The organism is Microlunatus sp. M237 (assembly GCF_056896895.1).
Window position 1 is genome coordinate 383,159 of sequence record NZ_JBXHBL010000001.1, and the last position, 12,678, is coordinate 395,836.

10 protein-coding genes are annotated in these 12,678 nt (G+C 71.9%); 1 reads left to right on the plus strand and 9 read right to left on the minus strand.

Annotated elements, in window-relative coordinates; genetic code table 11:
* The 9 genes from AC1XX3_RS01835 to AC1XX3_RS01875 form a co-directional block, all read right to left on the minus strand.
* Entirely contained in the window at window positions 1-2,679 is a 2,679-nt protein-coding gene (locus tag AC1XX3_RS01835; protein ID WP_483319365.1) for a circularly permuted type 2 ATP-grasp protein, read from the minus strand.
* 40 nt (window positions 2,680-2,719) lie between these two features.
* Window positions 2,720-5,875 carry a transglutaminase family protein gene (locus AC1XX3_RS01840; protein ID WP_483319366.1) on the minus strand — a complete coding sequence of 1,052 codons (3,156 nt, stop codon included), beginning with the start codon at window positions 5,873-5,875 and terminating at the stop codon, window positions 2,720-2,722.
* Window positions 5,876-5,953: 78 nt separating this feature from the next.
* Window positions 5,954-7,390, minus strand: a complete 1,437-nt coding sequence (gene ahcY / locus AC1XX3_RS01845; RefSeq protein ID WP_483319367.1) for an adenosylhomocysteinase — start codon at window positions 7,388-7,390, stop codon at window positions 5,954-5,956.
* 89 nt (window positions 7,391-7,479) lie between these two features.
* Window positions 7,480-7,923 carry a type II 3-dehydroquinate dehydratase gene (locus tag AC1XX3_RS01850; RefSeq protein ID WP_483319368.1) on the minus strand — a complete coding sequence of 148 codons (444 nt, stop codon included), beginning with the start codon at window positions 7,921-7,923 and terminating at the stop codon, window positions 7,480-7,482.
* Between the two features lie 7 nt (window positions 7,924-7,930).
* The gene (locus AC1XX3_RS01855) at window positions 7,931-8,914 is read right to left on the minus strand and encodes a cation diffusion facilitator family transporter (protein WP_483319369.1); all 984 of its coding nucleotides are present in this window, start codon (window positions 8,912-8,914) and stop codon (window positions 7,931-7,933) included.
* Between the two features lie 55 nt (window positions 8,915-8,969).
* On the minus strand, window positions 8,970-9,998 hold the full coding sequence (locus AC1XX3_RS01860) for an SIS domain-containing protein (protein ID WP_483319370.1): 1,029 nt from the start codon (window positions 9,996-9,998) through the stop codon (window positions 8,970-8,972).
* A gap of 55 nt (window positions 9,999-10,053) precedes the next feature.
* Window positions 10,054-10,242 carry a Trm112 family protein gene (locus AC1XX3_RS01865; protein ID WP_483319371.1) on the minus strand — a complete coding sequence of 63 codons (189 nt, stop codon included), beginning with the start codon at window positions 10,240-10,242 and terminating at the stop codon, window positions 10,054-10,056.
* Between the two features lie 93 nt (window positions 10,243-10,335).
* Window positions 10,336-11,697: a phosphohexomutase domain-containing protein gene (locus AC1XX3_RS01870; RefSeq protein ID WP_483319372.1), complete on the minus strand. Its 1,362-nt coding sequence runs from the start codon at window positions 11,695-11,697 to the stop codon at window positions 10,336-10,338.
* Window positions 11,698-11,761: 64 nt separating this feature from the next.
* Complete coding sequence (locus AC1XX3_RS01875) at window positions 11,762-12,139, minus strand: DUF3499 domain-containing protein (protein WP_483319373.1); 378 nt, start codon at window positions 12,137-12,139, stop codon at window positions 11,762-11,764.
* A gap of 78 nt (window positions 12,140-12,217) precedes the next feature.
* Here AC1XX3_RS01875 and AC1XX3_RS01880 point away from each other — a divergent pair, with 78 nt between their 5' ends.
* Window positions 12,218-12,658, plus strand: coding sequence for a metallopeptidase family protein (locus AC1XX3_RS01880; RefSeq protein WP_483319374.1), 441 nt, complete (start codon window positions 12,218-12,220; stop codon window positions 12,656-12,658).
* Window positions 12,659-12,678: the final 20 nt, after the last annotated feature.

The window sequence follows — 12,678 nt, forward strand, 5'->3', positions numbered from 1 at the left end:
TCACCCCGTGGTCTCGGTGCGCCACAACGGCTGCGGCAGCGGCTGGAGTTTCAGGTAGTGGTCAGCGATGGCGCCGGACAGCGCCTTCAGCTGGTCCTGCAGCCCGGTCAGGAAACGCTGGAGCTCGGGCCGCGCGCCCCGGTCGGTCACGGTCAGCGCGACGAGGTCGGCCGCCCGCAGCGTCTCGACCAGGTCCTCCAGCAGCCGCAGCGGCCGAGCGGTCGGCGTGGTGTTGGGGACGCTGCGCAGATCGGCCCCGATCCGCTGCAGCTGATAGGCCACCGAGCGCGGGTTGTGCGAGTCGGTGACCAGCAGCTCGAGCACCGCGGCCGGCCCGCTCCGGCCCCGGTAGCGGCGCCGGAAGGTGACGATCGACTCCGCCGCGGACAGCACCGCCTCGGTCACCAGCGCGTCGGTCACCGGCGAGCGTTCCCGGCCCAGCGTGGCCAGCAGCAGGGTCACCAGCTGCAGCGCCCGTTCCAGTCCGCGGCCGGAGTCCAGCAGATACCAGCCCGGGTCGCGGACCATGTTCTCGCTGGTGATCCCGGCCAGCGCCAGCAGGCCGGACAGGATGCGCTCGGCGGTGTCGGCCAGCTGAGCGCCCTGATCCTGCGGGGCGTTGCGGAGCGCCGTCATCGCGCGGTCGACGTCGGCGAGCACCATCCAGACGTCCTCCGACAGCTGATCGCGTACGCCGGCCGCAGCGGTGGACAGGGCGGTCAGCGACTGTGCGGCGGTGCCGGGCCGAGCGCGGTCCAACAGCATGGCGCGCAGCTGCGGGTTCAACGCCGTGCGCAGCTGGGCCGAGGTGGCCGCCGACTGGGTGAAGCCGGGATAGGTGGCGCTGACGTGGGTGACGGCCGACAGCAGCACCGACAGCGACTGCTCGCCGGTGGCGCCGAGGTCGGTCTCCACCGCGACGTGGCGGACGGCGAGCACCAGGCGGAGCAGGTCCTCGGCGCGCTCGGCATAGCGGCCGAACCAGAACAGGTCGCTCAGCACCCTGGGCACCATGGCCCCGGTGGACGCCACCGCGGCGAACGCCGGGACCTGCCGGGGGAGGTCCAGCCGGGCAGCGTTCCCGGCCCCGGCGGAGGCCGGTCCGGCGCCGGTCTGGCCGACGCCCACCACGGAGCCCGCGGTGGCGGCGACGGGGTCGTGGCTGACCACCCAGACGTCCTTGGCCAGGGCCGGCCCTGGTCCGGTGACCAGCGCGCCCCGCGTCGGATCGGCGTCGTCATTGACCTTGGCCAGCCCGCCGACCATCGCGGTGTAGGACAGGCCGCTGCGGACCGCGAAGCTGCGCAGGACGACGTTGCGGCGGACGACCCGGTCGGCCGCGACGGTGGGGGCCGAGGACAGCGACAAGACGGCCTGGCCGACATAGCGGTGCGGCCGGGCCTTGATCTTGGCCACCACGGCTTCCCGCTCCGCCCGGGACAGGGCCGCGCCCCGGATGCTGCGGCCGTCGGCCCGGCTGATGGAGCGCACGACCAGGGACTCGAGGTTGGCCAGCACGTGGCTCAGTCCGGCGGGCTCGCCACACCACCAGCTGTCCACCGACGGCAGCCGCAGCGGCTCGCCCAGCAGGTGCTGGCTGAGGTCGGGCAGGTACGGCAGGAAGGCCGGGTTCTCCAAGATCCCCGACCCGACGCTGTTCACCACGCTGACGGTGCCCTGGCGTACCGCCTCCAGCAGCCCGGCGACCCCGAGCCGCGATCCCGGCCGCAGCTCCAGCGGGTCGGCGAAGGCGGAGTCGACCCGGCGCAGGATCACGTCCACCTGTTCCAGCTTGCCCAGCACCCGCATCCAGACCCGACCGTCGCGGACGGTGAGGTCACTGCCCTCGAGCAGTGGGAAGCCGAGCAGCGAGGCGAGGAACGCCTGGTCGAACGCGGTCTCCGAGTGCGTGCCGGGACTCAGCACCACCACCCGCGGGTCCTCCACCTGGGTCGGGGCGGCGTCCACCAGCGCCATCCGCATGGCGTGGAAGAACGGCGTCAGCCGGTGCAGGTGGGCTTCCGAATAGAGCTCGGGCAGCACCCGCGACACGACCCGTCGGTTCTGCATCGCGAAGCCGGCGCCGGAGGGGGCCTGGGTCCGGTCGGCCATCACCGTCCACTGCCCGTCCGCGGCGCGGCCGAGATCGGTGGCCAGCAGGAACAGCGGACCCCGGCGGCCGGGGTCGATGCCGACCACGGCCCGGGTGAACTCCTCGTGGTCGAGCACGGCGGCCACCGGAAGCCGACGCTCAGCCAGCAGCCGCTGAGTGCCGTAGAGGTCGGCCAGGATCGCGTCCAGCAGCTCGGCTCGCTGCACCAAGCCGACCTCCAGCGCGGCCCACTCCCGGTCCTCGATCACCAGCGGCAACGGGTCGAGCTGCCACGGGCGCGCGGTGGCCAGGTGGGCATCCACGTCGGCCGGCGACGTCTCGTCGGCGATCGACACCGACGACGCCGGGCTGGGCGTGTACGTCACGCCGTCGTCCTCCAGCAGCCGGGCCACCTCCCGGGCAGCCCGGGTCAGATCGGTGTCGGCGAGCAGGTCGAGACCTCCGAGCAGCGGAGACCAGGCGGGCCGCACCGTCCCGTCGGGCTGGGCGAACTCGTCGTAGGCGGGACCGGGGTCGAACATGGTCGGCTGCCCGGCCGCGGCCAGGTAACGGCTGAGAACGCTCACCGGATAGCCACCTCGGCGCGGCGCGAGCCCGAACGGCTGGTCACGGGCGTCCCCAGCGGCGTGGCGAAGGACGGCGCAGATCCAGCGTCATCGGGTGATCGCCGCCGCCGGCATACGCCTGGGCGTCCAGCGCCTCGATGTCGATCTCGCCGGTGGTGTGACCCTGGCTCTCGAACCGGCGCGCCCGCCGCGCCTCGGCCTCGGTGGCGTTCACCGGCGGTCGGTGATAGCTGCGACCGCCCGGGTGGACGACGTGATACGTCGCCCCGCCCAAGGACACCCGGTCAGCACGATCGACCACCTCGAACCGCAACGGCGCATTGCTGTCGAGCGTCGGGTGCAGCGACGACGGAGGTTTCCACGCCCGGAACCGTACCCCGGCCAGAAGTTGGCCAGACACCGACGTGGGCGTCAGCGGCACCAACCGACCGTTGCAGGTGAGCAGCTGGCGATCCGGGACGAGGCCGGTCACCGTCACCTGCACCCGTTCGGTGGACGCGTCGACGTCGCGGACGGTGCCGTGCGGCGACGGCGCCGCGGCGAGCAGATGCCACCATTCGATCGCCGTCCGCAGCTCCAGCGCGACCTCTCCCACCTGGGCCCGCCCGACCAGCGGGAACCGGAACTCCAGCTGCGGCTCGAACCACGACCGGTCCAGCTCGATGCCCCGCGCGCGCAGGTCGGCGAGCACAGCGGCCAGGTCCGCGGCAATGGCGTGCGGCAGCCCGAACCGGTCCTGCAGGGCGCTCCCCCAGCGGATCAGCGGCGCCCGGTACGGCTCGTCGGCGAAGCGCGCCAGCAGAGCCCTGACCAGCAGCGACTGCGCCATCGCCATCTCCGGGTGCGGTGCCATGGCGATCCCGCGGAGCGTGAGCAGGCCCAGCCGGCCAGCCATCGCCTCGGGGCTGTACAGCCGGTCGAGGTCGAACTCGGCCCGCCGCGGATCTCCGGCGTCGTCGGCCAGCAGGTGCCGCAGCGCGCGGTCCGCAAGCCACGGTCGGTGCTGGGGGTCGGCCTGGTTCTCGATCTCGTCGAACGACAGCTCCAGCTCGTCCAGGTCGCGGGGCCGGCTCTCGTCCACCCGGGGCGCGGGGCCATGGGGGCCGACGAAGCGACCGGAGAACAGATAGCTGAGGCTGGGATGGTGCTGCCAGTACGTCAGCAGGCTGACCAGCAGGTCCGGGCGGCGCAGCAGGGGTGACCGGGACGGCTCCGAGCCACCCAGGGTCAGGGGGTTGCCGGCGCCGGTGTCGGCCGGCCGGCCATCGAGCCCGAACGTCTCGGCCCGCAGCCCGTGCTCGGTCGCCAGCCGATACACGGTCCGGGTGAGCTCACTCAGCTCACCCCAGTTCGCGGCACGCGGCGTCTCCACTCCGACGACACCGGCGCGAGCGGTCACGGCCAGCGTCGTCAACCGGGGATCCTGCGGTGGCAGGTGACCTTCGACCACGACGGCGGTGCCGAGTCGGCCGACCACGGTGTCGAGGACGCGGACCAGCTGGATGAAGTGCTCGAGCTTGGCCAGCCTCGGCAGGTGGACGTACACCGCCGCGTTCCGGGCCTGCACCACGACGGCGGCGTCGGCCGTGGTCCCGGGCGCGGCGACCACGGTGGCCCGGGGGGTCGGCGCCCCGGCGCCGGGCAGCGGGGAGGCGAGCCGGGCGTGGAAGGAGTCCTCGCCGACGACGTCGGCCCCACCCGCCCGGCTCTGCGGCAGCCGGGAGCCGGCGGGGCCGGAGCCGGGCCGCAGGATGACCGGTCCAGGGCTCGGTCGGAGACTCGTCCAGCTGTCGCCCCACCACGCCGGCGTGAGCGGCAGCAGCCAGGCGCTCGGCGCGTCGGGTCCCGACTCCTCGCGGCAGGGCACGCACTGGCTGGCCGGCAGCCCGAAGGCGCTGGTCAGCTCGGCGGCGAGGTGCGACGCCAGGGCCGGTGCGTCAGGTGAGCCTGCCGGCGGCGCGGAAGGGTCGGGCGGGTCGTCGGGCGGGTCGACGAGCAGGTGCTGGGCGTTCCACACCGGTTGCCCGTCGGTGCGGTTGAGCAGCACGGTCCGTCCCGGCTCGGGGTGCAGCACCAGCCCGCTCGGTGCGTAGGTCGACCGGAGCGCCGCCGCCAGCGCTTGGGCGGCCCGGACCGACGCCGTAGCCGGATCCGCCGCGTCGATCGGCACGAAGCTCGGCTCGCCGGCCATGGCGAGCTCGATCCCGGCCGCGGCCAGCCGTGCGTCGACGGCCTCGCCGGCGCGGTGCAGCTGCGCCGTCTGCGCCGGCGAGTACGGCCGGCTGGGACGAGGGTCCTCGTGCACCCGGCGCACCGTGTTGGAGAACTCCAGGGTGACCGAGCACGGCTCCGTGGCGCCGGTGACGGGCGCCGCCGACGAGGGATGCGCCGTGGCCGCGAGCGGGATGTGGCCCTCACCGGCGAACAGCGCCGACGTCGGGTCCAACCCGATCCAGCCGGCCCCGGGTACGTACACCTCGGCCCAGGCGTGCAGATCGGTGACGTCCTGGCCGGCGGTAGTGCCAGCACCGGTGCGATCGGGCGTGGGCCGGTCGGCGGCGAGCTGGACCAGATAGCCGGAGACGAAGCGGGCGGCCAGGCCGAGGGACCGCAGGGCGGTGACCAGCAGCCAGGACGAGTCCCGGCAGGAGCCGATCCCCCGGTTCAGGGTCTCGTCCGGCGTCTGCACTCCCGACTCCATCCGGACCGAGTACGCCACGTCGCGGTTGACCGCCGCGTTGAGCTCGGCCAGGAACTCGATCACCGGCCGACCAGTGGCGGGCTGTGCCCCGAGCCTGCCCAGCCAGCCGTCGAGCACCGGGCCGCGGCCGTCCTGGGCAGCCAGATACGGTGCGAGGTCGCCGGCCAGCGGGGCCGGATAGTCGAACGGGTAGCGCTCGGCGTAGTCCTCGACGAAGAAGTCGAAGGGGTTGATCACCTCGAGGTCGGCGACCAGCCCGACGGTGATGTCGAGGATGTCGGAGCGGGTCGGGAAGACGACCCGGGCCAGGTAGTTACCGAAGGGGTCCTGCTGCCAGTTGACGAAGTGCTCAGCAGGAGTGATCGACAGCGAGTACGCCTCGATCGGTGTCCGGGTGTGCGGAGCGGGACGCAACCGGATGACGTGAGGTCCGAGGGCCACCGGCCGGTCGAAGCGATAGGTGGTGCGGTGCTCGACCGCGACCTTGGTGCTCAACGGTGGCCGTCCTCTATCGGGCGCAGCGGAGCAGCTCTCCCGGCACGACGCGCTCGCGTCGCGCCGGGAGCGAGCTGGTCAGTAGCGGTAGTGGTCGGACTTGTACGGTCCTTCGACCGGCACGCCGAGGTACTGGGCCTGCTTCGGGGAGAGCTCGGTGAGCTTGACTCCCAGCGCGCCCAGGTGCAGCCGTGCCACCGCTTCGTCGAGGTGCTTGGGCAGGGTGTACACCCCGACCGGGTACTGCTCGGGGCGGGTGAAGATCTCGATCTGCGCCAGCACCTGGTTGGTGAAGGAGTTGCTCATCACGAAGCTGGGGTGCCCGGTGGCGTTGCCCAGGTTCATCAGCCGGCCTTCGCTCAGCACCAAGATGCTGTGCCGGCCCTTGCCGTCGGCGTCGAAGATCCACTCGTCGACCTGCGGCTTGATGTTGTTGCGGACGATGCCGGGGATCTTCTCCAGCCCGGCCATGTCGATCTCGTTGTCGAAGTGGCCGATGTTGGCCACGATCGCCTGGTGCTTCATCCGGCTCATCTGGTCGGCGGTGATCACCTGGTAGCAGCCGGTCGCGGTGACGAAGATGTCGGCCAGCGGCAGCGCCTCTTCCAAGGTGGTGACCTGGTAGCCGTCCATCGCCGCCTGCAGGGCGCAGATCGGGTCGATCTCGGTCACGATCACCCGGGCGCCCTGGCCGCGGAGCGCGTCGGCGCAGCCCTTGCCCACGTCGCCGTAGCCGCAGACCACGGCCACCTTGCCGCCGATGAGGACGTCGGTGGCCCGGTTCAGACCATCGATGACCGAGTGGCGGCAGCCGTACTTGTTGTCGAACTTGGACTTGGTGACCGAGTCGTTGACGTTGATGGCCGGGAACAGCAGCTGCGAGTTCCGGAACATCTCATACAACCGGTGCACACCCGTGGTGGTCTCCTCGGTGACACCCTTGATCTCGTTGGCGATCTCAGTCCACGGAACGCCGTCGGACAGGGTCCGACGCAGCAGGGCGAGGATGATCCCCATCTCTTCGGGATCGTCGTCGGTGGCCTCCGGGACGACGCCCGCCTTCTCGTACTCGACACCCTTATGCACCAGCAGCGTGGCGTCGCCGCCGTCGTCGAGGATCATGTTGGCGCGCTGTCCCTGCGGCCACGCCAGGATCTCCAGCGCGCAGTCCCAGTACTCCTCCAGCGACTCGCCCTTCCAGGCGAAGACCGGGACACCCTGGGGGTTCTCCGGGGTGCCGTTGCCGACGACCACGGCGGCCGCAGCGTGATCCTGGGTGGAGAAGATGTTGCAGCTCGCCCAGCGCACCTCGGCGCCGAGGTCCACCAGCGTCTCGATCAGTACGGCGGTCTGGACGGTCATGTGCAGCGATCCGGCGATCCGGGCTCCTGCCAGTGGCTTCGACTCCCCGAACTGGGAGCGCATGGCCATCAGGCCGGGCATCTCGTGCTCGGCCAGCGTGATCTCTTTGCGCCCGAACTCGGCCAGGCTCAGGTCTGCGACGCGATAATCCATGCTCCGCAGCCTAGGGGGTGCGCCATGGCGACACCAATCACCGCGCCCGAAGGTGCCCGCCCAGGACGCCCGCGACGCGCCCGCAGACGTCAGCGGGACAGGAAGTCCAAAGCGGCCAGATAGCCGGCCGGTCCCAGCCCGGCGATCACCCCGGTGGCGCACCGGCTGATCACCGAGTGGTGCCGGAACTCCTCGCGGGTATGGATGTTGGACAGGTGTACCTCGACCAGGTCGGCCGTCCGCTGGGCCACCGCATCGGCCACCGCGATCGAGTAGTGGCTCCAGGCGCCGGGGTTGAGCACCACCGGGATGGACCGGTCGGCCGCGTCGTGCAGCCAGCCGATCAGCTCGGCCTCGACATCGGTCTGGCGGACCTCGACCGTCAGACCGAGCTCGTTCCCCCGGCGTACGCACTGCTCGGCCAGCTCCGCGTGGGTGGTGCTGCCGTAGATCGCGGGCTCGCGGCGCCCCAGCCGGGCGAGGTTGACCCCGTTGAGGACCCAGACCACCCGAGGTGTGACCGGTTCGGACACGGTGACCTCAGTGGCTCGGCGCGGACGGTCGCGCCGGTCGCGGGGCGGGTTCGTAGTTCTCGAGATACACGTCAGGTTCGAGATACAACGCCGTCACCATCGGCTCCGCCGCCCGGACCTTGACCTCCGCGGCGTTGATGGCCTCGGCCACCTCGGCGGCGGTCTCCACCGGGTCGACCGCGATCTTGGCCGCGACCAGGATCTCTTCCGGACCCAGGTGCAGGGTCTTCATGTGGATGATCCGGCTCACCCCGGTGGTGTCGACGATGGCCTGCTCGATCTTGGCGTTCACGTCGGGCCCGGCGGACTCACCCAGCAGCAGGCTCTTGGTCTCGATGGCCAAGACGACGGCCACCGCCACCAGCAACAGGCCGATCGCCGCCGTGCCGGCGACGTCGTAGTAGCCGTTGTCGGTCAGCAGGGTCAGCGACACCCCGAGCAGGGCGAAGACCAGGCCGAGCAGGGCGGCCAGGTCCTCCAGCAGGATGACCGGCAGCTCGGGCGACTTGGCCGACTTGATGAACTTGCCCCAGGTCTGCTTGCCCCTGGCCCGGTTCGACTCGCGGATCGCGGTGCGGAACGACAGGCTCTCCGCGATGATGGCGGCGATCAGGACGACCAGCGGCACCCACCACCACTGGCTCTCCAGCAGCGAGTTGGGGTGACCCTCCTGCAGCTCGTGGAACTTGTGGTAGGCCTCGTAGAGGGCGAACAGGCCACCGACGGAGAACAGCACGATGGCCACGATGAAGGCGAAGACGTAGCGCTCGCGGCCATAGCCGAAGGGGTGCTCCGGTGTCGCCGCCCGGCGGGAACGTCGGCCACCCACCAGCAGCAGCGCCTGGTTGCCGGCGTCCGCGACCGAGTGGATCGCTTCGGCCAGCAGCGATGACGACCCGGTCAGCAGCCAGGCGCCGAACTTGGTCAACGCGATGAAGCTGTTCGCGATCAGGGCTGCGACGACGGCTTTGGTCCCACCTTCTGCACTCACAGTGGGACATCCTGCCAGACCCGCGGCGCCGCCGGCAGAGCGGCGCGGCGGACCCTCAGCTCTCGGAGTAGCGGCCGAGCCCGACGGCGAGATAGACGGCCGCGAACATGCCGGTCTGGAGCAGCACCGCGTAGCGCTCCACGTCACTGCCCTCGCGGTGCTCGATCCGGCAGACCCGGACGTCGTTGCGCTCGGCGGCGGCCAGCAACCGCGACGTCGATGAGCGGACGACCTCGTCGGTGTTGCCGTCATCCAGCAGCACCAGGCACGGCCGGCGGTCGGACAGGGAGGTGTCCTCGAACGGGTCGGCGAACGGGTCGTGCGGTGCGGCGGAGTCCAGGATCGGCAGCAGCTCGTCGGCATCCGCGGCCAGGGCGGCCCGGCCGCTGGCTGCGCGCAGCGCCTCGGCCAGCCGGCGGCTGGCCCGCGACGCCAGCACCGAGCCGCCCCAGACCAGCGGCTGGGTGTCGGCCCAGCCCATGGCCAGATCCTTGGCTGGGTTCTCGGAGATGTCCGCGAACGGCGAGCAGTCGGCCGCCACCCGGTCCATCGCGTCGGCGACCTCGTCGGGGTGGACGGCCGGCCCGAGCTGCAGCCGGTGCAGGGCGGCGAGCACGACCACCGCCGCCGCCAGCGGGTCGGCGGCGCTGGTGGGCAGCACCACGGTGGAGCGACCCGCGGCGTGCTCGGCCACGGCCGAGCTGGGCGGGCAGGCGATCAGCAGCAGGCAGCCGCGACGGACCGCCTCGTGCACGGTGGCCACCAGACCGGCAGAGGCGCCCTCACTGGCCATCACCACGACCAGGTCGAGCGCGCCGACCCAGCCGGGCAGGCCGTGGCTGGGCCAGGCCACGAACGGGACCGGGCAGACCGGCTCGAGCATGGCGCGGATGAAGCGCGCCTCGGCGCCCACCGCGACCACGGCCCGAGGCCGGTCGCCGGCGGCCAGCTGTTCGATCGGAGCCAGCGCGTGCCCCATCTCCTGCCGGAGTCGGGCGCCGGCCTCGGCCAGTCGGCGGAGCACCGGGTCGGCCGCATCGAGGTGGCGCCGGTCCTCCAGCCAGGAGTCTTCGAACACCGCCATCAGCGCGGTCCGCCCACGGCGTGCGGCACCGCCGGCGCAGCGCTGACCGGTCCGCTCATGCCGCGTCCGGGCGGCGTGCCTCGTCGATCAGCAGCACCGGGATCTGGTCGCGGACGGGATAGGCCAGACCGCAGTCGGCGGCCAGGCAGACCAGCTCGTCGCGGTCGTGGTCCACTGCCAGCGCGCCGTGACAGTTCGGGCAGGCCAGGATCTCCAGCAGCTCGGGTGCCAGTTCGACAGCCATGGGACTCCTCGGGTCGTGGGGACGTACGTCTGGATGCTCGATTGTGCTACACCGAGAGCGGCCGGTGCGCCCGGGAATCGTACTCGGGGTGCCTCAGCCGCGGACGATGCCGAGGACCTCGTCGCGCAGGGCCGCGGTGTGGGCCGGGTCTCGGGCCTCCACGTTGAGACGCAGCAGCGGCTCGGTGTTGCTGGAGCGCAGGTTCACCCACCAGTCGGCGGCCGAGATGGTCAGCCCGTCCGTGGTGTCCAGCTCCCCGCGACCGGCGAAGGCCTGCCGGACCCGCTCGGTCACCCCGGCCGGGTCGCTGACCGTGGAGTTGATCTCGCCGGACTCGGTGTAGCCGGCGAACCGGGCCACCAGGTCGGACAGGCCCACGTCGCTGCGGCCGACCAGGGCCAGCACGTGCAGCGCGGCCAGCATCCCGGTGTCGGCACCCCAGAAGTCGCGGAAGTAGTAGTGGGCGGAGTGCTCGCCGCCGAAGATGGCGCCATGCTCGGCCATCGCGGCCTTGACGAAGGTGTGGCCGACCTTGGTCACCACGATCTGACCACCGAGGCGGGTGACCGTCTCGGGTACGCACCGGGACGTGATGGTGTTGCAGACGATGGTGGCCCCCGGCTCGCGGGCCAGCTCCTGGCTGGCGATCATGGCCGTGATGGCCGACGGGCTGACCACCGCACCGTGCTCGTCGATCAGGAAGCACCGGTCGGCGTCACCGTCGAAGACCAGGGCCAGATCCGCACCGTGCTCACGGACGGCCGCCTGTGCGGCGCGCAGGTTCTCCGGCTCCAGCGGGTTGGGCGGGTGGTTCGGGAACGAGCCGTCGAGGTCGGTGAACAGACCGATCAGCTCCAGGTCGGCCGAGCCCAGGACGGCGGGCAGCGTGTGCCCGGCCATCCCGTTGCCCGCGTCGGCCACCACCCGGAGCCGGCGGGCGCCGGTCAGGTCCACCAGGGAGTGCAGGTGCGCGGCGTAGTCGGGCAGCAGATCGGCCTCGGTCACGATGCCCGGCTCAGCGGCGAGGGCCGGGTCGGTGTGCATCGCCCGGTCAGCCACCGTGCGCAGCAGCTCCGACGAGACCGGGCGTGCCCCCGCCAGGCAGAACTTGATGCCGTTGTAGTGACCCGGGTTGTGGCTGGCGGTGAACATCGCGCCGGGCAGGTCGAGCCGACCGGAGGCGAACCAGAGCCCGTCGGTGCTGGCCAGCCCGATGTCGACCACGTCGACGCCCCGGCTGGTCACGCCCTGGATGAAGGCGGCTGACAGCTCGGGGCTGGTGAGTCGCATGTCACGGCCGAGCACCATGGCCGCTCGAGGGCTGCGCTCCGCCAGCCCCATGGCGTCCGCCACGGCAGCACCGATGGCGTAGGCCCCGGCGGTGTCCCACTCGGCGTCCGGGCCGACGACCACGCCGCGGATGTCGTTGGCCTTGAAGATTCCCGGCTTGATCATCGCGGCATCTTACGACTGATCTGAGACCTCGCGCGGCTCCGGGCACCTTCCGGGCACCCTCCGCTCAGGCGTCGGGGTCGGCCAGCACCGTCAGATGACCCCGCCGGCCGAGCTCGACGATGCCGGATCGGCGTTGGACGGTGCGGTCCTCGTGGTGGTCGACGGGCTGGTCGTAGGACAACCCGACCTCGCGGACGGCGTCGGCCAGTGCGAGCAGGTCGTCGGTGCTGGGCGCCGGGTCCGACTCATCCACCAACCGGATGACCTCCCAGCCGAGCGGCGCCGACAGATTCTCCGCATGCCGCTGGCACAGGTCGTAGCAGTGGGGTTCGTGCCGGGTCGCGAGCGGTCCGAGGACAGCTGTCGAGTCGTCGTAGACGTAGGTCAACGTGGCAACGGCGGCGCCGTGGCACCCCGACCGCGAACACCGTCTCGTCCTCACCGACGTGACGCTACCCGGACCCGCCCGCGATGGCGTCGCGACACTCGGTGCGGCGACGGCACAGGTTAGGCTCACCGGGTGCCCAGCCGTCGTGATCGTCATCAGCGCGGCCTACGTGGACCGCTCGCCCTGGCCAACCCGCTGTCCGGGCGGCCCGCCGTCCCGCCACGGCCGGCCACCAAGGCGGACTTCTTCACCGACGCGGTCGCCGCGGCCGTCGAGCGGATCGCCACCCAGTGCCCCGAGGCCCTGGTGGGGGTCACCTTCGGGGTGGAGGACGTACCGCTGCTGGAGACCGCTTGGTCCAGCGACCGGGTCCCGCTGGCTGCGGCGCTGGAGGCCGACGCCGACCGGATGGCGCAGGTGGTGGTCTATCGGCGACCGCTCGAGCACCGTGCCGCGTCGCGGCGAGGGCTGCGGATCCTCGTCTACCGCACCATCGTGGAGCAGCTGGCCGCCTTGACCGGTCGCTCGGTCGACGACATCGACCCCGAAGGAGCAGCGGACGATCCCGACTGAGCGATGAGCGCCGACGGCCC